Genomic DNA, 18869 nt, shown 5'->3' with positions numbered 1-18869 from the left:
TGTAATGACACGCTGAATTTTAACCCGATCACGCATGGTAGATCCCCTCCTTGAGTAAGCTGCGCTCAGTATTGATAAATGAGGAAAGATCAATGAAGCGCACTCACTTTTTGCAACCACTCGGCACACCGGTCGCCGTTGCAGCTACCATAGCGTTAGCGGGTTGCAATATCGAAAACGACCCCAATTTGCCCCCTAGAGATGCGGGCACTAGCGATGCCAGTGTGCTATTTGCTGACGCCGATACCCTGCTCACTCATCAAACCAACGCCACCTCGCTCACCTTGTATTACTCCGCTGATGGCACGATGCGCTATAACCCGGACACGCAGCAAGTGGAAAACGCCACAGCGAGTGTCGAATCCACCCTTGCTACTAGCGATAATTGGCAGACATCGCTCCCCCATTTGCAAGGCGACGTTAAAGGGTTCGACTTTGACTTTGTTAGCGCCAATATTGCCCTGAAGCAATGGCTCAAAGGACAGCTTCTCGCCATCGCCAAAGACGGCGACACCGTACTAACCGCAACCGATGTGCAACCGGCCCGGGCGCTTGATGCCTTGTATGCCGAACACGCCGAAAAACTTACCTATGGTGCCATCCCTGACGCGGGACACACTGAATTTCGTATATGGGCTCCCACCGCACAGCAAGTCTCGCTAGTGCCCTATCAATCGGGGAGCGAACAAAACGCGCCAAAGCAGCGCCAAACACCCATTAAAATGGACTTCGACGCCAACTCAGGAAGCTGGCATGTTGCCACCACCGCGCTGAATCATGGCGACTATTACCGCTATCAACTATCGGTCTATCACCCCACCACACATCGTATCGAGCGTCTCGAAGTCACTGACCCTTACTCACATAGCTTATCGACCAACTCTAGCTATTCACAGGTGGTGGATCTAAATGCGCCCGCGCTTAAACCCAGTGGCTGGGATACGCTGAGTGCACCTTACTCGCAGCAAAACCCTGCCAACAGTGTGATTTATGAGGCGCACGTGCGTGATTTTTCCGCGCTCGATCAATCCACACCAGACAATCTACGCGGTAAATATCTGGCTTTTACCCAAAATAGCACCGCCCCGGTCAATCACTTAACCGCGCTCGCGCAATCTGGGGTTACTCACTTGCACCTGCTCCCCGTGTTTGACATTGCCTCCATCAACGAAGACGCCGCGCAACGTATCGATTTAACCGACCGTTTCTCCACGCTATGTGACAAAGCACCTTCGCTGAAAGAGACGCCAAGGCTGGCGAGTGAGTGCGACAACAATCAGACCATCCAAGCGGCATTAATGGATTTAGCCACCCAAGACAGCGCTGACACTCCCTATGTGCAAACCGTGATGGCGGCGATGCGTCAGTACGACAGCTTTAACTGGGGTTACGATCCTTTCCATTACACCGTGCCCGAAGGCAGTTATGCGACCGAGCCTGAAGGCACCGCGCGTATCCTCGAGTTTCGTAAAATGGTCATGGCAATTAAACAGAATATCGGCATGAATGTGGTAATGGACGTGGTCTACAACCACACCCACCAAGCAGGCTTAGGGCCCTATTCTGTGCTGGATAAAGTCGTGCCTTGGTATTATCAGCGCCTTAACCCCGTCACTGGAGACGTTGAACAATCCACTTGCTGCTCAAACACCGCGCCTGAGCATCGCATGTTTGCCAAACTGATCGATGACTCGATTGCCACCTGGGTGAAAGACTACAAAATCGATGCCTTCCGTTGGGATTTGATGGGTCATCATCCGCTGGCCCAGATCGAGCACACACTTGCCGTTGCCCGCGCCATCAACCCAGATGTGTATTTCTATGGTGAAGGTTGGAACTTCGGTGAAGTCGCCAACGATCGCCAGTTTGTCCAAGCCACCCAAGCAAACCTTGCAGGCACAGGCATTGGCTCGTTTTCTGACCGACTTCGTGATGCGGTTCGCGGCGGCGGTCCATTCGATGGTGGCGAATACCTACGCAAAAACCAAGGCTTTGGTAATGGTCAATGGGTCGCCCCCAATGATTTACAACAGCAAGACAGCGGGGAAAGAGCCAGTGCCTTGCATAATGCCGATCTCGTTCGTTTGGGTATGGCGGGTAACTTAAAAGATTTTCAGTTACAGATTGCCAATGGTGATGTCGTGCGCGGTGACGAGGTCGATTACAACGGTCAGCCGGCTGGCTACGCAAAAGATGCTTGGGAGGTTCAAAACTATGTCTCCAAACATGACAACCAAACCTTGTGGGATAACCATCAATACAAATTCCCTTACGCCATGCCGCTCGCGACACGCGTGCGTGCCCAAGCCGTGTCACTATCAACGGCACTGCTGGGACAAGGGGTGCCTTTTATTCACATGGGCAGCGAACTGCTTCGTTCAAAATCCATGCAGCGTGACTCGTACGACTCAGGCGATTGGTATAACCGCGTCGACTTTACTCAACAAACCACGCAGTGGGATCAAGGGTTGCCGCGTGAAGATAAAGACGGCGACAACTGGCCAATGATTGAAACCGTGATTGCCAACCAAAACAGCGAGGCCAAACCAACACCGCAGGCAATCAGCAACATGGACAGTTACTTTAATGAGCTGGTGGCGCTGCGCACTTCATCTGGGCTATTCCACTTAGGCCAAGGCAGTGTGATCAACCAACGTGTCAGCTTTCACAACACGGGCGCCTCACAAATCCCCGGGCTGATTGTGATACAGCTTGATAACAGTGGCAGTCTGCACGACAGCTCGATTGATGCGACGCGAGACGGCATTATCGTCGCGATCAATGCCTCAAGCCAAGCCATCAATGACTTTGCCAACATCGACGCCACCGGCTATCAACTTCACAGCTTGCAAGCTAATGCGGGCAACCGCTCGATAGCGTATAACCAAAGGGCTGCTCAAGTGACCAACGGCAAACTCACCGTACCCGCTTGGTCCGTCGCCGTATTCGAGAAACCTCATCAACCTTAACTATTATATGGGGGAGTGCTGCTCCCCCGTTTCACTTGCCGCCCGGACATCTACCCGTAGCACAATCCTCATCGACCGCGTCCCCCCATTAAAAGGCCGTTAATTACACTAGTTTTATGGCCCGCGCTCGCGTTATTTATAGTGATATCAACGCTTGAATACGCTTTGACAGTATTTCCTCGTTTTTTGTGTTGCTATTGGCATAAACGCTGATCGGTTCACTCAACACCCGAGTACAGGATGTGGTACGGTATTTCTCTCTAATTGGAACTGATATCACACTCATCAATAGCCATTGATGAGTGTGAACGGTCAACAAGGAATAAGTTAATGTTAAAAGATTTGGTCGTTGATGGGCGTTATAAAAAAACACTGGATCAGTCGATACACGCTATCGTGACCATCGACGAAAAAAATGACGTCATCTATTTCAACGATGCTGCGGAATCACTGTGGGGCTATCAGCGCAACGAAGTATTGGGTAACAACGTCAAAATGCTGGTTCCAGAAGAAATTCGGGGCAGTCATGACGGGTTCATTAATCATCACCGTATGACCCAAGAAAATCGCATCGTCGGAACCTCTCGCGATGTGCAATTAGAACGAAAAGATGGCTCTCGTGTATGGGTCAATATCTCTTTGAACCACATTAAACATGCTGGCAAATCTACTTACACCGCGTTTGTTCACGATATTTCTGCACAAAAACAAGCTCAAGAAATAGTCAACCAAACGCTCGAACAAGCATTGGATGCCGTGGTGACCATTGACGGTAATAACATTATCACCTTCGCCAACCGCTCTGCGGAGCGCTTGTGGGGATACACGCGTGAAGAGATGTTAGGAAACAATGTCAAAATGCTGGTGCCAGAGCAACACCGCCATGAGCACGATGAATTGGTCAACAAAAACCGCCGGACTGGCATCAATAAAATTGTGGGTTCAACGCGGGAAGTGCCCGTTGTGCGCAAAGATGGTGAGCAGCGTTGGGGCAGCTTTTCGATCTCGAAAATTGAACTCGACAACGAAATCCAATACACCGCGTTTGTCAAAGACGTCACAGAAGACGTTGAGCGTCGGGAAGAGTTCAAAATGCTATCGATGGTGGCGGATGAGACAGATAATTCAGTCATCATTACCGATGCCGATGGCTATACTCGTTATGTTAACCAAGGGTTTGAAAAACTCACCGGGTATACCATGTCGGAAATGCGCGGCAAAAAACCAGGTACTATGCTTCAAGGGCCAGGGACTAACACCGAAACAGTCGCGAAGATTTCACAGAAACTAAAAAACCGCGAACCCTTTTACGACGAGCTCCTTAATTATAACAAGCAGGGTGATGCCTATTGGATTTCTGTTTCTATTAATCCAATTTTTGATGACAACGGGCACTTATCTAGCTTTATTTCCATTCAAGCTGATATCACCGAAGCCAAGCAACGCTCATTGGAAGCAGAAAGACGCTTCGAAGCCATCAGTGTTAGCAACGGGATTATGCAGTGGCGGCTTGATGGTAAACCTGATTCGTTTAACTCGTATATGCTCGACCACTTGCGCGCAGAAACAGCATCAAACTCAGAAATTCTAAGCAACAACCTTAAGAATAAGCTCGGAGAGTCGGTGTTTAGTGATGTGCTATCGGGTCAACAAATAAAAGAAGTACTGACGTTTACCGCTGCAGACGGAAGCGAACGCCGTTTCGATACTGTCGTCGCCCCCATTTTTGACTCCGAAGGAAACCCTGTTTACCTCGTCTCCTACGGCATTGATGTGACCAATAGAGCTCAAGCGGTTGATGTAACCGAGAAGGAGATGACAAAAGTCGAAGCATCTAGCAGCGAGATACAACAAATTATTGGTGTAATAAACGGCATTGCCGAACAAACAAACTTACTCGCGCTCAACGCGGCGATTGAAGCAGCTCGTGCCGGTGAGTCGGGCCGAGGTTTTGCCGTGGTCGCCGATGAGGTACGACAATTGGCACAACGCTCGGGAGAGTCTGCAGCAGAGATCCGCCGGCTAGTCGACCAAACCAACGAGCGCGTTCGCGCATTAGCCGATGCACTTCAAAATTTAAATGGCGAAGACGACTAGTCGTCCTAGCATAAGGAGGCCTATCACTCACCATTCATATCGGTATAATGCGCGTCTCAGCTTTTATCGATGAATGGCATTATGATCAAGAACCTGGTCTCAACTTACCTAAAAGGCATGGCGATGGGCGCTGCGGATGTGGTTCCTGGTGTCTCTGGCGGCACGATCGCATTTATTACTGGCATTTACACGCAGCTATTGGAGAGTATTCGGCGTATCACGCCGCGCCTTTTTGCACTGTGGCGCAAGGAAGGCTTCAAGGCCGTCTGGCAACATGCCAACGGCACCTTTCTTTGTGTGCTGCTAGCCGGCATCCTGACCAGTATTGCCAGTTTGGCAAAAGGGATCAGTTGGACCCTCACCCATCATCCGATCCCGCTCTGGTCGTTTTTCTTCGGCTTGATCATCGCCTCAGCGTTGCATATTGCCAAACAGTTGCCCGCCCCCAAGGTTCGGCCTAAAACGGTTCTCGCCGTACTGTTAGGGATTGGGTTTGCCTACTGGATTACCATTGCTAACCCGCTGCAGCTCACCGCAGGTCCGCTCACCGTCTTTCTCGCCGGTGCCATCGCGATTTGCGCCATGATTTTGCCGGGGATCTCTGGCAGTTTTATCCTACTATTGCTGGGAATGTACAGCCCCATTCTGGATGCGGTTCACCAAGCGCAATTCGGCTTATTAGGATTGTTCGCTGTCGGCGCAGTAACTGGCTTACTGACGTTTTCGCACCTATTGTCCTGGCTGCTGCGCCGCTATTATGCACTGACGCTCGCGTTTCTCACCGGTCTGATGTTGGGCACATTGGGCAAAATTTGGCCTTGGAAACACACACTCACATGGCGTACAAATTCATCCGGTGAACAAGTCCCCCTCGTGCAAGATAACCTTTTACCCGGCGCCTACGAGGCAATCGTGGGACACTCGGCACAAGTTGGCTTGGCTATCGTTGCCATGATAGGTGGCTTTGTGCTGGTATTATTGCTGGAGCGTTTCTCGCCTGAGCAGGAATAGATGATGAATGAACCCTCCTCACGGCTCGCCGTGAGTCACCCCTTAATAATGACCGCCAGTATTGCGATGCTGGCAGTGATGGCTTTTTTTATCCCCTCGTGGCTGTCTGGCTTTTTCTCGACCGCCTCGAGTACAACTATCGCACCAGCCGCCTACTGCTCACTCAATCAGCAAACGTGCCAATACGAGGGCTATCAAGCTCGCTTGGGCAATCCGGATGTTCATCCACTACACGCCAATACCCTCACTGTGACCGCCCCCCAAGCGCTTAACACGGATACATTGCTCGTTAAGCTCAAAGGCGTCGAAATGAACATGGGTGAATATCGGCTGGTGCTTAAACAAACCGATAAACTGACTTATCAAGGGCAACTGATGCTGCCCGTTTGCACCGAAGACAGCATGACATGGGCAGGAACCATTACCCTAAATGCTGACGCAAACACGCTGTTCCCCATTAAAGTACGCATGGAGCGACTATGAGTAAGAAAGCTTGGCTTGTCGCCATTATTGCCGTTTGTTTTGGCTTAGGTGCCCGCGCGCTATTTGATAACTATCAAACGTCACAAAAGCAGGCTCAAGCAGGGGCATTACAATCACAAGGGCAACCGTTTAATCTTTACAATACCGATGACCCACGTCCGCGCATTGTTTATTTCGGCTATACCCATTGTCCTGACGTTTGTCCCACTTCGCTCGCCGTGTTATCTGCCGCGTTAAAATCGCTCCCTGAGTCGACACGAAACGCGGTGGCGCCAATCTTTATCACCCTCGACCCAAAGCGTGATACAAGCGAAAAAGCGGCGGAGTATGCCCATTTTTTCCATCCGGCCATCACCGGTGTCAGTGGTTCTGAGGCGCAAATTGCGCAGCTGGCAAAGCGCTACGGTGTGTTGTATCGCATCACCGAGCTGGAAGACTCCGCCATGGACTATGCCGTTGACCATAGCTCCTTTTTTTATTTTCTTTCACCGAACGGTGAACTCTTAGAGAAAGTCCCTCATACCTTAAACCCTGAAATGCTGATCGCAGCGATTGAACGGGTGACTGATCAAGATAAGGAATAACAATGACATCATTCAAATCTTTTGTTGCCGCTATCGCCTTTATGGTTGCACCATTCGTGCATGCCCATGGTGAGTTTTTTATTCATGATGCCTATGCGCGTGCCACTGCACCAGGCGCACCAAATAGCGCCGCTTTCATGGTTCTCGATAATCAAAGCAAGGTGCTAAAACGGGTAGTGAGTGCGAGCACGCCGGCAGCGAAACGGGTAGAGTTGCATGAGCATGCTATGGTGGATGGCATGATGGAAATGCGACAAATTGCGCAAATCCTGGTGCCTGAAGGCGAGCAAGTGACCCTAAAGCCAGGTGGCCTACATGTAATGTTGTTTGATCTGACTCAGCCACTCAAAGTAGGCGAGCACATTTCATTGACATTAAACACCGCGGACGGTCATTCACTCACCAAGCAGATCCCAGTGAAATCGGTCATGGCGGGCATGAAACATCACAACAAAGAGATGCACGCAAACCACGAATAAGCACAATATCGGATACCTCTTACCTCGCTAAGTGTTAACTCGGTCAAGCTCTGCTATTTAAGTAAAGGATTATCCAGCAAAAATGCGTTTAAGCGTCTAAGGTTGACAATAGTCGCGTGGATGCGTGACCCTAATGACGCGATTGCTATGACAAACAACAATAGCGAGGTTATTTATGAAAATCCGTCCAATGGCGCTAGCTGCCGTCGCATCGAGCATGTTGCTCGTCGGTTGTACCAGCAACACAGCGTTACAGCAAAGCGTTGATGATTTATCAGCGAAAGTCGATGCATTATCGAATGATGTATCTATGATGAAAAGCGACGTGAGCGATACCAAAGATACCTCTCAAATGGCATATGACGAAGCAAAACGTGCCAATAAGCGCATTGATAATATGGCGCAGTCTTACACGAAATAGCGTATCGATTAAAGCACCGATTACTCGCTGAACAAACAATGAATAACGGCGCGCGATGCGCCGTTTTTTTATGCTGTGATCTTATCCGCCTTATCCGGACTTTTACTGCTCAGATCGCGTCATTTGCTTAGCATCTACGTCCACACGCTCTAGACGCTGCCAGGCTTTCAACTGTGCTGGGGTCAGTGTAGCGATCTCTGTCGGCACGCCTTCTTGGACAGATAACGCCGCTCGGTAGCGCCGAGGTGACAGTTCCAGCCGCGCTAAAATCGCTAACACCTGAGGATCAGGCTCAACCGATAAACGCGCTTTGGTCTCTTTTTCATTTTTTGACAAAGGACGATGCGCCTCTACCATCACTCGCCCATCAGGCTCAACGCTTAGCTTCGCGGGTTGATTGATAATTCTAACCGGGGTGTGGACATCCACTTGCTCAAACAGCCATGCCACATCGTCAGGTCGAAGCCGGATACAGCCAGCACTGACTCGCAGCCCAATACCAAACGACTTGTTAGTGCCATGAATCAAATACTCACCGTTACCGAAGCCCAACCTTAGCGCATGCTCACCTAAGGGGTTGTTTGGCCCTGCTGGCACCACATCAGGCAAAATGATGCCACGCTGTTTTTTATATTCCTCACGAATGCTCTGCGGTGGCGTCCAAGTCGGATGTTCGCGCTTTTGGCTAATATAGGTGTTCATTGTGGGGGTTTCGCGACCCACTCTACCGATCCCGATGGGAAACACATGAACATCACGTTGCGCGTCCGCCTTTTCTCCCGTTACCTTAGCGTCTGGTTCAGGAAAATAATACAGGCGTAGTTCAGCAAGGTTGATCACTATCCCTGAGTGAGGTGGTGAGGGCAACAAGAGCTGGTTGGGTAAGCGCACCAGAGAGCCAGGCTCAGGCAAGTAGGGATCAATCCCTGGGTTGAGCGCTAAAAGCGCTAGAAACCCCATATCATAGTGTTTAGCAATGGCTTCTAAGTGCTCGCCCTCTTTGACGATGTGCGCCTCTGGATAGCCAACAAGTCGACTGCCGTCGGTGGGTAACGGATACGGGGTGGCAAATGCTGTCGGCACAGCTAACACCCAAAGTACCACACAGGCTAATAATCTCTGTATGGCGCCTTTGCTTACCATCGGCCAAGAGAGGTTAGAAATAAACTCGTGCTCCAGCAGCGCCTTCAAACTCAATATCGCCTTTCTCCTCCCAATACCAAGTGGTGCCCGCTTCTGCAAATAGTTCCACATCACCCGTACCCACCGGAAGAGTCACACCGAGCCCGGCACGTGGTCCCCACTGATGCGTTGAATCGTCTACCCACTGACCTCCGGCATAGACATACATAGGCGCATACTCCATTCGCCCGAGCCATTCACCCAAATTCCAAGTCCCATCGACGGCCACTCCCACCTTATCGATGCCAGCTTGAATTTTAAATTGGTTTTGCTTCAAGGTCACACCAGACATTGGCGAACCAAGGAAAACCCCCGCAGCAAGGCCATCAGCCGCGTAAGAAGAAACGGGAAATGAGACAACAGCCAAACAGACTGCCGCACGAAGCCAAAGGTTAAAATTCATGGTATTCCGTTGTATTACTGTGATAAGCACATGGATTAAAGCAATTTTAGTGCCAAGGTTATAACACCATAAAACAGGGCTAGGCAGGCAAAGCAAGAATACGGTGATCACTCGCGTTACGAGGTGAACGCATCACCAAGCACCCACAGAAAGAGGCAATAATCTGCCAATACGGAAAGGTACAAAGCGTACAAACCATGCCGCTTTAATCGGTCACAACATGACAACGATCGCCGCTCGCCCCGCCCATCGATGAGAAAGTGCGCACAAAGTAGCGTTTCTCCCTGATTTATTGGGCGATTTAAGTGATATACTGCATACTTTAGTCTGTGCGCCTTTACGAGTATGCGTGACAAGGCAGCATCCGCTTTCAAGACGTTTTTGGTAGGAGTAACGGGTTTTTGTTAGATGATCTGGTCTCGCTGGCACTGCGCCAGTTTCAGCAAGATTGTGTCAAATTGTGCGAGCATCACTATCCCACAGTCCACAATCGGGGAATGCGTGATCCCCACATGGGCAAAGCACTCGCACGTCGACTCATGCGGGTTCTCGAGGCGCATGATAAACCCGCAACGTTTAATTTGCTCGACGATACCCGACCACATAGCCAAACCGTCTATCAGCTACAACTTGACGGCAGCGCGATATACATACTGGCCCATCGCCTACTCAGTGGTAATAACGCCTGTCGTGATGCCTTGGTGCGTGACGTTGCTTGGCTACTGAATCATGGCATCACAAACCCTGCCGAGCCTGGGCGTGTCATTGTGGTCAGTGACCACTGGATTGACCGCACCAACGCCAGTAAGGCTGTTCCTTCTTGGTGGTTGGGACACCAACCTATCCACGCAGACGCCTATCGCGCGCAAGGAATACGCTTGACCAGCGCAACATCGAGCCTGGCTGAGACCATCGCGCCCTTGGGGTTAACCGAGGGGCGATATCGTATCTTTCACCCTTTGTTTCGCAAAAAAGATGGCTTACCCCTGCACAAATACCTTTTGCTCACCGCCACCTTTCCGCTCGGTGTTGAAGAGGATAATAGCAGTCTTTAATGTGGTTTGTGCCACACGGCTTTGAAATCAAACCATCCCACCGCATTCGATGCCACATCTTGGAGATCTGGCGTCGCCATGACACCCATCCAAATATGAAACAAGGGCACCATTTGATGCTCAACCAGGCGACGGGCTAAGTGCTCAGCACAGCTATCGTCTTGTGTCTCTCGCCAGCGCTGAGTATGACGCTCAATGGACTCGAGCATGGTATCTGTGCAGGCACTCAATACCAGATCATGCGTCCCTAGCCAGTTAAATAACCCCGCCTGCCCGCGTTCACCAAAGCTCATCGCCCCTAACCAGATGTCGATTTTGCGGCCATATTGACCACTAAAGTAGTCGGCGGATGACAATGCCAAGGTTTTCACTTGAATACCATCCTCAAGTAAGTGCGCGTGTATTGCCTTGGCGATAAGCGGGTATAAAGGATGATCGGATAAATACGCCACGGTCAGTGACGTTGGTGACGGAGCAACTGGCGACATGGACGAAAGACCATGATGCATCCAACCTGGCATCAGCCCATACGCATTGAACAATCGGTACTCACCCATTCCACAATGCGCCAAGCGTGGCAGTAATTGCAGCGATGACAGCTTTGCATGCAGGTATTCACGCCATGCGGGTTGCTTCGCTAATCCATCGCGACAATTCAACAACAGGTAACCAGCCCCCTGATCCATTTCTAACTTTTGACTCAGCGTGGTTTGATGGCTTGCTAATCTCTCCGGCGTCAGTGAGGTGCTGGGAGTGAGATAGCACATTGCGGCCTCATCAAACACCATAATCTGGATTTCATCGGTCAGGGCACGATAACCAAAATAATCATCAAATGCCTCGAGCACTAAACGGTGTGGCTGTTTCTCTGCCACGCGATAAGGACCTGTCCCAATCGGTTGATAACCAAGGGATTGACTTGGATGGCGCTCAGCAGGACGAATGACCGCTTCTGGCAAGGTGAGCGCATGATCAAACCTTGAGTCGGGAGACGAAAGATGTACATCAATCATTCGCGGGCCCGGCGAGTCAACACGCGAAAGATGAGCAAAAAAACGCCGCGTAGAAAGCGACGATAGGCTCGCTATCACATCCTGCTCGCACATTGGCTGACCATCATGGAAGCGGACACCAGGACGAAGGTAAAATCGCCAATGTGTCGGCGACAACGCTTCCCAATGATGGGCTAAATCCGGTGTCACAATACGTTCACTACCACGATAACGCACCAAACCATTAAAAATTTGACCGACCAAGTGCTGCTCTGAGCGACGCAAAGGTTCGCGCGGATCCAGCGTCTCAAGCTGACGGTAATAGGGCAGGCGAACAATTTGCCGCCCGTTTTGCGTACTCGGTCCCATTTGTTTTTGAATTAAGGCGGCGAGCTTGGTGGAGTCATGATCAAGGCACGCCAAGGCTTGATCCATTTTGCCCTGCGCCAACCAATGTGCTGCCTGCTCTTCTCGCAGTGCCATTTCACTTCGTAAAAACGCTAAACGAGAGAGCTTGCCCCGCCCCACGGAAGGCTGCCACGTTAACCATCCTTGCTCTTCTAACTTACTGAGCACCATTCGCGCATTACGCCGCGTACAGACCAAAATATCCGCCACAGCTTGTAGCGTTGTATCGGTGTTTTCGCCATTGAAATGATGATAAAGGCGGGAGAACTGAGCACGAAGTCGCTGACCTGACATAAAAGAGGAACCCAACAATCACAAAAACTAGTGGAAGTATTTCCTATTTTACGCAGAACAAGGCATAGCGTCTGCTCATATCTTGATCACACGCACTCAGGCTGTGATCTCTGGCAGGCAATAATCACCGGCTTTCACGAGCAGACGTTTGTTATTCCGTCTGACTCAGTTATGATGCCTCTCTTTGTCGATAATGAGTAGGGTGTTTATGATCGCGTCGGCTATTATTTCCCATTTTGATATCAAACAACGCTGGATGGCTTGCCACGTAAAAAAAGCGCAATTCCCAACCAAGGAAAGCCTTGCGGGTTTTGATATCTATCATGCCGCTGCTCATCCCCCACACCCTTTTGACAAACCTGACGCACCGACTCATCAGCCACTCACTCTCTATTGGGTCGACAATCACCCACTGATGATTCAGTATGCCAAGCTTCAGGCGCAACAGTGGCCAGAGTCAGATCGTGCCAATATGCTCGCTTACTTTGCCCAGCTTGCGCTTGAAGATGGTGTTGAAATCGCTGACGCCACGGTGTCGCTCTGTATCGGCACCCAAAACGGGGAAACCTGCGCCGCCGCCATGCGGGTCGATACGGTGTTAGACGGTCAAGCAGTCAGTGGTATTTATGATGTCGTCGCCCCTGATGAGAACGCACAAGCACAACTTCTCTATGCGCTCACTCAGGAGGAGAACGGCGATGACAGGCTGTGGTTCATCGGCCGCTAGTGAATGATTAAACGCACGATAAACAGGCTTTGGGAACCTCACCACTGGCAATAAAGTGCAAGAAAGCGGCTTTATCGAGCACAACAGCCCCCTCCGACTCTGCTTTTTCCATCATGGCGTTGCTGGCAAAATCACCGAAACATAATACATCAACGGCTTCACTCGCGTGATCGTTCACTGTCATCCCATTTTGTAACGTCATCTCAGACAGTGCGCTTTCTTCTTCGTTAGGAAAACCCAGAAAGCTCACTTTAAACCAACCATGTTTGGGGACAGGGAGCTTGACACCCTCTTGAATATCGTGAGTTTGAGTCGACATTTCTTCTCGGATATCGTGTGTTTGAGTCGGCATTTCTTCACGGCTATCGTCAAATAACTCAGTGTTTGGGATAACCTCATCACTCCACTCTACCGCCGCCGTATCAGACGATGTCTCTGCCACAGCCCAAGTCATATTGCGAAACTCAGGCATTCCCCGGCAAAAGCGCAACGTGTTATCTCTGGCTAATACTGGCATCTCCGCAGGAAAAGTAAGATGCATTGAACCATCGGCATTGACACTGACTTCAATATCCTTGCCCATCCAACCAGGCAAGCCATTGGTCGCCTCAGGTTGCGTATTACTTGCACCATGAGTCGTCTCTTTAACAGTTTGTTTGAGTTGTTGAATCGCGGCTTTCCATCCCCACTTATGAGCTTGTCGTCCCATATAAACCCCAAAACCGACCGCACACATTGCAACCGTCGTTAGTAAGGTCATCAATATTTCTTGAGCTTCATTTGGGCCACCAACATACAAGACCGAAATGAGCAACATATAGCCAAAGCCAAGGATCCGGCTCAGTTGGCTATACTTTCTGTCAAGTAATTGCCAAACAAATAAGAAAGGGAACATGAGGATCCCTGCAATCAGAAGCCCGCTAGGTGCGGTGTTAGAATGTATGTTAATACTCATGGTGGGCGTCTCTGCGATAAATAATAATGTTGGTATGCTAAGCGCGCGAAACACGATACGGCTTCACGCTCAAGGCGCGCGTAAAAATACGCTATTGCCCAGAAAAATGCGACAAATATGTCTCAGATTGTCGACCAGAGTCCAGAGATGACCCACTCACACGGCGCACGAGGTATCTGTAACTCGCTGCACACTAGCCATCCAATAATTAGTTCTTGAGAGGGCGAACCACTTCCTCAAGCCCTTCCACTTTCAGTGCCAGGCACAGCTTCATCAACTCCCCTAATTCGCCTTTCGGAAACTCGGCTTTGTTTTGGAACCACAACAGATATTCCTCTGGCAGATCAATCAACACGCGCCCAGCGTATTTGCCGAATGGCATGGGCATTGTGGCTAATTTCATAAGCTGTTGTTTATCCATCAATGCATCCCGTTTTAGGCTGTCGCATGTCGCTGTTCAAGACGTTGACTTGCAATCATTTCAAGCAACATGGTTTCACGTATCAACGATTGCCCGGCTTTGGCACTGTTCGCCATCACTGCTTTGTTATGCGCAATAGCATGATTAAGGCTCACCCACACAGGTCGCATACCATTATTGATTTCATAATGCTCAAAGGTCGGTGTACCGAGATTTCGATCAACGCGGCAGTAGAAGCAGTATGACAACATATGCATCACATCCGCACCATCTCGATACCAAGGACGGTACTCTTCAAAACAGCCAAATGGAGTGATATCACGGATCTGTCGTGCGCCCGTCTCTTCTTGCAGCTCACGGATCATTGCTTGCTCTGGGGTTTCGCCCGCATCCATACCGCCACCGGGGAGCGAATAATCATCATAACGTGCGGTATACATCAGCAAAATCTCATCGCCATCTAAGGCAATCGCGCGTGCTGCGTCGCGCTTAATGACGGATTTATTTTGCAGCGGCAGCACCCGCTCATCCGTATATTTGGCTATGATTTCCATTACTACTCAGATAGTCAAAAAACAAGCGCGGGAGTATAGCACAACCAAACAAGAGAGCAGAAAGGCGCTAACAGGTGCACAAAAATGAAATATGTCTCGCACCCGATACCTTAAGCCGCCCAAAAATCATTAGTATTATTGGTGATAAACACACAAGGTAGGACTGGGTACGATGCTGCAGAAAATTAGTATCCACAAGCTGACACTCGGGATGTACGTGGAACAAATAGAAACAGCCCAGTCACCCACCCGGATGACCAAACCTGGCTATGTTCGCCGTCCCGAGACAATCCAAAAACTAAAACAATGTGGTGTTAACTATGTTTGGGTAGATGCTGATCAGATCCTAGATATCAATGAAATCCAGTACAAAGACGCACTCTATCAAGGTAAGTATGCGTCWACCGGCGCGGATATCGACAAAGCACGCGCGCTCATCGATTCGTCGAAGCAACAACTGAGTCGCTTGTTAAATGACATTTATGCCAATAAAGCCATTGATGTCGCGCCCCTTGAGGCATTGGGCAGTGACATTGTCGACAACATTTTTGAACGTCAGCACGCCATTGCTTGGATCAGTGGCATTCGAGATAAAAGTGCTTACCTGATGGAGCATTCGCTCAACGTGGCCTTTTTGTTGGTGAGTTTTGGCAGGCATCTAGGGTTTGATCACGCGACCTTGCAAGAGCTCGCCGTCGGTGGGCTGGTGCATGATATTGGTAAAGTGCTAGTTGCCGACGAAGTGCTCAATAAACCGGGCAAACTGACCGCTGAAGAGTTCGACCACATGAAACTCCACCAAGTATTTTCTCAGCCGGTACTGGATAGTATCCCTGACTTATCACAAATTGCTCGCGACGTGAGTTTAATGCATCACGAAAAACTGGATGGCACTGGTTACCCAAACGGGCTAAAAGGCGAAGCGTTACATACCATTGGCCGCATGAGTGGCATTGTCGATATTTACGATGCACTGACCGCGGATCGTTGTTACAAACGAGCGATGTCACCGTCTGAAGCCTTTAAGATCATGATGGGACTCACGCCGTTTCATTTGGATCCCAATTTATTGCGCGCCTTTATTCAGTGTATTGGCTTTTACCCCGTTGGCTCCCTCGTTGAGTTAGCCGATGGACGCGTTGGCTTGGTATGGCAAGAAAACCTCGACGACTTGACTCGCCCTGTGGTCAAGTTGTTTTATTCAGTCCGCAGTCACCGGTTTCGTGAAGTGGAGTATATTGATCTCGCTAAGCGCCATGATTTGCGTATCGCCCGCGCCACCAGCGAGACAGCCCTTGATATCAATGTCGATGCATTTCGTTAATCCTGTGACGAGGCGAGGGCTTTTGCGTATACTGCCCTCCCTCAGTGACAATGCCTTTTAAGAAAGAGAGAGAAAAATGAGAGTTTGCGCGGTTGATTTAAAAGCTAACGAAGCGAATGTTGTGTTACTCGACAGTGACAACGATTTGTTTTCGGTACCTGAGTGTCGAGCCAAGAAAATCACGCTGCCCTCGCCAGAAGCGCAAGAGAGCATTCAACATTTCCATCGTACCATGAGCAAGCTCATCGAAGATTATCAGGTGGATAAAATCATTATTCGCGAGCGCCAAACCAAAGGGAAGTTCGCGGGTAGTAGTGCCGGCTTTAAAATGGAGGCCGCCCTACAACTGATCGAAGGCGTTGACGCCGAAGTCTTCTCCTCCAGCGTGATGAAACAAACGCTAAAACGTCATCCCATCGATGTAAACTTAAAAGAGCTAGGCTTGAAGCAATTTCAGGAAAATGCCTTTCTAACCGCGTGCGCCTATTGTAATAAAGACAAAAAATAACAGTAATAAAGACAAAAAAACACGTCGAACACGGAGGTACCATGAGCAAGAAAATCTACTCTTCCCCGCTAGGGCCATTAACACTGCAAGCCAATAGCCAGGGATTAACGGCTCTGTATCTCCCTAACCGCGCACCTAATCACCTTGTTCAAGACAGTTCGCAAGACAGCGTCGCCATTCTCGATCTTGCCTGCCATCAACTGGATGAGTACTTTGCAGGTACGCGACAGACATTCTCGGTGCCACTTGCACCGCAGGGAACGGCCTTTCAACAGCGCGTTTGGCAGGCGCTTCAATCCATTCCCTTTGGTGAAACGGCCAGTTACCAAGCCATCTCTCATCTTATCGGTAACCCAAAAGCCAACCAAGCCGTGGGCAGTGCGAATGGCAAGAATCCGATTTCGATTATTGTCCCCTGTCACCGGATTATTGGCCGTCAAGGTCAGTTGGTCGGCTATGGGGGTGGTTTAACCGCCAAACGCACCTTGTTGATTTGGGAGGCCACAGGCAAGTGGCCCGATTACGTCTCCAATGCGCTGACCAGCACAGATCCAGCGCTGCCTTAGTCTCCACTCAGGCGGCAAGCGGTTTGGTCAGCCGTTCCGGGGTCAGATGAAAACCACAATGGATATAAAAGCTTTGTGCGTCGTCTTTTTGGTAGCTTGGGACCACTTCAATGTGATCACATCCTTTTGCTATCAGCGCCTGCTCGGCAGCATTAAGCAGTTGGCGTCCCAACGTCATATCGCGGAATGGCTCGTCGACAATAATGGTACTAATACGACCCACGTGGCCTGACAAACCTAATTGTGGGATCACTTGACAGACCACCACACCCGCCACCAAACCGCAAAGCTCGGCCACGCTCACTGACACCAAGTCCTGATTAAGTAGATGCTTGATGTGCCGGTGCATCTGACGTTTGTCTATCTCATCTGACTGGCAATGGGCGCAGAGTTGGCTAATGGTTTCTATATCTTTATCAGTGGCTTGTCTTATCATTGTCGCCTTCCTTGTTTGGGTTTCCCCACCCGCAGACCGCCGTTCAATCTGCCGGTGAGGTTTTATGAGTTATCACGTCGCAACACTCGCACGTATTAGTGACTAACGCTGGGCGGTTTGCGTCCCCGACATACGGCTTACTGTCACGCGGCGGTCAAAGAAAAAGCCCTCATTCCCCGCTTGGCTATCCAGTGGCTGACTGTCTCCATACGCCACCGTGTTGAGCTGACGCGGATCGACGCCCACGGACACAAGGTAATCTTTTACGGCCTGCACACGACGTTCCGATAGCGCTTGGTTATAGCCTTGACGTCCTCTTGGATCGGCATAGCCTGCGAGTTGCCATTGAGCGTTTGGCATTTGTTGAATAAATCCTGCGAGCTCATCAAGCTGGATCATAAAGTGCGGCTCAATATCAGCCGAGCTCGTGCGAAATTGAATATTCATCGCCAGCGTAAGGTCTTCCACCTGATTCTGCGCACTGCGTAACCGCGCAAGTTCAAGCTGCGCTTCATTATATTTTTGGCTGATGCGACTCAATGATTGATTCTCATCCCGGATAGTTTGAATCGTTTCATCCTGCTCGGTGGCCAAATTTTCATAGCTGGCATTTTGCCCCATCACGGTACCAATAATGGCCCCTGCCACCGCGCCGACAGGGCCCGCCACCACCGCTCCCGCGATAGCGCCGCTTCCCATCCCGATCAACTCGGGTTGTTTATTACGTTCAACCTCACTGGCGGCCATCCCTTGTGGCGTGGCAACGGCGAACATTGAAACGGCAAATACAGAGTGAATCAGTTGTTTTTTAATATCCATCTTATCCTCGCTTACGATGAATCGTGCTGTTTGATATGGCGTTATTACAGCAAGCACTTAAGGCATTTTGCGGGAGTAAAAATGGCAATCTGGCGATCAATAGTGGCAAAAAAATGGCAATTTACGTTTCATACGCGAAGAGGGTTTTCTCTGCACACAGTTTGGGTATAGTCATCACAAC

20 protein-coding genes are annotated in these 18869 nt (G+C 50.1%); 12 read left to right on the top strand and 8 right to left on the bottom strand.

Going from position 1 to position 18869, the window contains the following annotated elements; translation table 11 throughout:
• The first annotated feature begins 92 nt into the window (after positions 1-92).
• From pulA to BZG20_RS13385, 7 genes are all read left to right on the top strand, one after another.
• Complete coding sequence (gene pulA / locus BZG20_RS13415; RefSeq protein ID WP_077579331.1) at positions 93-2969, top strand: pullulanase-type alpha-1,6-glucosidase; 2877 nt, start codon at positions 93-95, stop codon at positions 2967-2969.
• A gap of 330 nt (positions 2970-3299) precedes the next feature.
• Positions 3300-5066: a PAS domain S-box protein gene (locus tag BZG20_RS16270; protein WP_077579330.1), complete on the top strand. Its 1767-nt coding sequence runs from the start codon at positions 3300-3302 to the stop codon at positions 5064-5066.
• 81 nt (positions 5067-5147) lie between these two features.
• The gene (locus BZG20_RS13405; RefSeq protein ID WP_077579368.1) at positions 5148-6077 is read left to right on the top strand and encodes a DUF368 domain-containing protein; all 930 of its coding nucleotides are present in this window, start codon (positions 5148-5150) and stop codon (positions 6075-6077) included.
• Positions 6078-6560, top strand: a complete 483-nt coding sequence (locus BZG20_RS13400) for a hypothetical protein (RefSeq protein ID WP_077579329.1) — start codon at positions 6078-6080, stop codon at positions 6558-6560.
• Complete coding sequence (locus tag BZG20_RS13395; protein WP_077579328.1) at positions 6557-7144, top strand: SCO family protein; 588 nt, start codon at positions 6557-6559, stop codon at positions 7142-7144. Before BZG20_RS13400 ends, BZG20_RS13395 begins: the two co-directional genes overlap by 4 nt.
• Before the next feature lie 2 nt (positions 7145-7146).
• Complete coding sequence (locus BZG20_RS13390; protein ID WP_052708145.1) at positions 7147-7623, top strand: copper chaperone PCu(A)C; 477 nt, start codon at positions 7147-7149, stop codon at positions 7621-7623.
• 175 nt (positions 7624-7798) lie between these two features.
• On the top strand, positions 7799-8044 hold the full coding sequence (locus tag BZG20_RS13385) for an Lpp/OprI family alanine-zipper lipoprotein (protein ID WP_046075907.1): 246 nt from the start codon (positions 7799-7801) through the stop codon (positions 8042-8044).
• A 102-nt stretch (positions 8045-8146) separates the two neighbouring features.
• Here BZG20_RS13385 and BZG20_RS13380 read toward each other — a convergent pair whose 3' ends face one another.
• Positions 8147-9241, bottom strand: coding sequence for a L,D-transpeptidase family protein (locus BZG20_RS13380; RefSeq protein ID WP_241829537.1), 1095 nt, complete (start codon positions 9239-9241; stop codon positions 8147-8149).
• On the bottom strand, positions 9201-9629 hold the full coding sequence (locus BZG20_RS13375; protein ID WP_077579327.1) for a hypothetical protein: 429 nt from the start codon (positions 9627-9629) through the stop codon (positions 9201-9203). Before BZG20_RS13375 ends, BZG20_RS13380 begins: the two co-directional genes overlap by 41 nt.
• Before the next feature lie 401 nt (positions 9630-10030).
• On the opposite strand from BZG20_RS13375, the gene BZG20_RS13370 reads away from it, so the two are divergent.
• Positions 10031-10684, top strand: coding sequence for a hypothetical protein (locus BZG20_RS13370; protein WP_046075909.1), 654 nt, complete (start codon positions 10031-10033; stop codon positions 10682-10684).
• On the opposite strand, the gene BZG20_RS13365 is transcribed toward BZG20_RS13370, so the two are convergent.
• Positions 10681-12378 (bottom strand): SgrR family transcriptional regulator, encoded by a 1698-nt coding sequence (locus BZG20_RS13365; protein WP_077579326.1) that lies wholly within the window; start codon positions 12376-12378, stop codon positions 10681-10683. The genes BZG20_RS13370 and BZG20_RS13365 overlap by 4 nt on opposite strands.
• Positions 12379-12586: 208 nt before the next feature.
• Here BZG20_RS13365 and BZG20_RS13360 point away from each other — a divergent pair, with 208 nt between their 5' ends.
• Positions 12587-13105, top strand: coding sequence for a hypothetical protein (locus BZG20_RS13360; RefSeq protein ID WP_077579325.1), 519 nt, complete (start codon positions 12587-12589; stop codon positions 13103-13105).
• 7 nt (positions 13106-13112) lie between these two features.
• Here the strand turns inward: BZG20_RS13360 and BZG20_RS13355 are convergent, their stop codons facing one another.
• The 3 genes from BZG20_RS13355 to BZG20_RS13345 all read right to left on the bottom strand — a co-directional run bounded on the left by BZG20_RS13355 (position 13113) and on the right by BZG20_RS13345 (position 15035).
• A complete protein-coding gene (locus tag BZG20_RS13355) occupies positions 13113-14060 on the bottom strand; it encodes a hypothetical protein (protein WP_131825356.1) in 948 nt (315 codons plus the stop codon).
• A gap of 208 nt (positions 14061-14268) precedes the next feature.
• The gene (locus tag BZG20_RS13350) at positions 14269-14484 is read right to left on the bottom strand and encodes a DUF3820 family protein (protein ID WP_101494499.1); all 216 of its coding nucleotides are present in this window, start codon (positions 14482-14484) and stop codon (positions 14269-14271) included.
• 11 nt (positions 14485-14495) lie between these two features.
• Positions 14496-15035: an NUDIX domain-containing protein gene (locus BZG20_RS13345; RefSeq protein ID WP_077579322.1), complete on the bottom strand. Its 540-nt coding sequence runs from the start codon at positions 15033-15035 to the stop codon at positions 14496-14498.
• Positions 15036-15207: 172 nt separating this feature from the next.
• On the opposite strand from BZG20_RS13345, the gene BZG20_RS13340 reads away from it, so the two are divergent.
• From BZG20_RS13340 to BZG20_RS13330, 3 genes are all read left to right on the top strand, one after another.
• Positions 15208-16359 carry an HD-GYP domain-containing protein gene (locus tag BZG20_RS13340; protein WP_077579321.1) on the top strand — a complete coding sequence of 384 codons (1152 nt, stop codon included), beginning with the start codon at positions 15208-15210 and terminating at the stop codon, positions 16357-16359.
• A 76-nt stretch (positions 16360-16435) separates the two neighbouring features.
• Positions 16436-16867: a DUF3010 family protein gene (locus BZG20_RS13335; protein WP_046075914.1), complete on the top strand. Its 432-nt coding sequence runs from the start codon at positions 16436-16438 to the stop codon at positions 16865-16867.
• Positions 16868-16908: 41 nt separating this feature from the next.
• On the top strand, positions 16909-17433 hold the full coding sequence (locus tag BZG20_RS13330; RefSeq protein WP_077579320.1) for a methylated-DNA--[protein]-cysteine S-methyltransferase: 525 nt from the start codon (positions 16909-16911) through the stop codon (positions 17431-17433).
• Between the two features lie 7 nt (positions 17434-17440).
• Here BZG20_RS13330 and BZG20_RS13325 read toward each other — a convergent pair whose 3' ends face one another.
• Both BZG20_RS13325 and pdsO read right to left on the bottom strand, forming a co-directional pair.
• Positions 17441-17869: an N-acetyltransferase gene (locus tag BZG20_RS13325; RefSeq protein WP_077579319.1), complete on the bottom strand. Its 429-nt coding sequence runs from the start codon at positions 17867-17869 to the stop codon at positions 17441-17443.
• A gap of 102 nt (positions 17870-17971) precedes the next feature.
• Positions 17972-18688 carry a sortase-associated OmpA-like protein PdsO gene (gene pdsO / locus BZG20_RS13320; protein WP_052708148.1) on the bottom strand — a complete coding sequence of 239 codons (717 nt, stop codon included), beginning with the start codon at positions 18686-18688 and terminating at the stop codon, positions 17972-17974.
• Positions 18689-18869: the final 181 nt, after the last annotated feature.

It is taken from the genome of Salinivibrio sp. IB868 (assembly GCF_001995655.1).
In the GTDB taxonomy this organism is placed as follows: domain Bacteria; phylum Pseudomonadota; class Gammaproteobacteria; order Enterobacterales; family Vibrionaceae; genus Salinivibrio; species Salinivibrio siamensis.
The sequence above is the reverse complement of the archived record's forward strand: the minus strand, read 5'-3'. Positions and strand labels throughout refer to the sequence as shown.

Excerpts from the sequence above, each read along its gene's own strand:
- BZG20_RS13405 (WP_077579368.1), top strand. The coding sequence starts at position 5,148 with ATGATCAAGAACCTGGTCTCAACTTACCTAAAAGGCATGGCGATGGGC.
- BZG20_RS13375 (WP_077579327.1), bottom strand. The coding sequence starts at position 9,629 with ATGAATTTTAACCTTTGGCTTCGTGCGGCAGTCTGTTTGGCTGTTGTC.
- BZG20_RS13360 (WP_077579325.1), top strand. The coding sequence starts at position 12,587 with ATGATCGCGTCGGCTATTATTTCCCATTTTGATATCAAACAACGCTGG.
- BZG20_RS13330 (WP_077579320.1), top strand. The coding sequence starts at position 16,909 with ATGAGCAAGAAAATCTACTCTTCCCCGCTAGGGCCATTAACACTGCAA.
- BZG20_RS13400 (WP_077579329.1), top strand. The coding sequence starts at position 6,078 with ATGATGAATGAACCCTCCTCACGGCTCGCCGTGAGTCACCCCTTAATA.
- BZG20_RS13365 (WP_077579326.1), bottom strand. The coding sequence starts at position 12,378 with ATGTCAGGTCAGCGACTTCGTGCTCAGTTCTCCCGCCTTTATCATCAT.
- BZG20_RS16270 (WP_077579330.1), top strand. The coding sequence starts at position 3,300 with ATGTTAAAAGATTTGGTCGTTGATGGGCGTTATAAAAAAACACTGGAT.
- BZG20_RS13395 (WP_077579328.1), top strand. The coding sequence starts at position 6,557 with ATGAGTAAGAAAGCTTGGCTTGTCGCCATTATTGCCGTTTGTTTTGGC.
- BZG20_RS13335 (WP_046075914.1), top strand. The coding sequence starts at position 16,436 with ATGAGAGTTTGCGCGGTTGATTTAAAAGCTAACGAAGCGAATGTTGTG.
- BZG20_RS13390 (WP_052708145.1), top strand. The coding sequence starts at position 7,147 with ATGACATCATTCAAATCTTTTGTTGCCGCTATCGCCTTTATGGTTGCA.
- BZG20_RS13345 (WP_077579322.1), bottom strand. The coding sequence starts at position 15,035 with ATGGAAATCATAGCCAAATATACGGATGAGCGGGTGCTGCCGCTGCAA.
- BZG20_RS13355 (WP_131825356.1), bottom strand. The coding sequence starts at position 14,060 with ATGAGTATTAACATACATTCTAACACCGCACCTAGCGGGCTTCTGATT.
- BZG20_RS13385 (WP_046075907.1), top strand. The coding sequence starts at position 7,799 with ATGAAAATCCGTCCAATGGCGCTAGCTGCCGTCGCATCGAGCATGTTG.
- pdsO (WP_052708148.1), bottom strand. The coding sequence starts at position 18,688 with ATGGATATTAAAAAACAACTGATTCACTCTGTATTTGCCGTTTCAATG.
- pulA (WP_077579331.1), top strand. The coding sequence starts at position 93 with ATGAAGCGCACTCACTTTTTGCAACCACTCGGCACACCGGTCGCCGTT.
- BZG20_RS13325 (WP_077579319.1), bottom strand. The coding sequence starts at position 17,869 with ATGATAAGACAAGCCACTGATAAAGATATAGAAACCATTAGCCAACTC.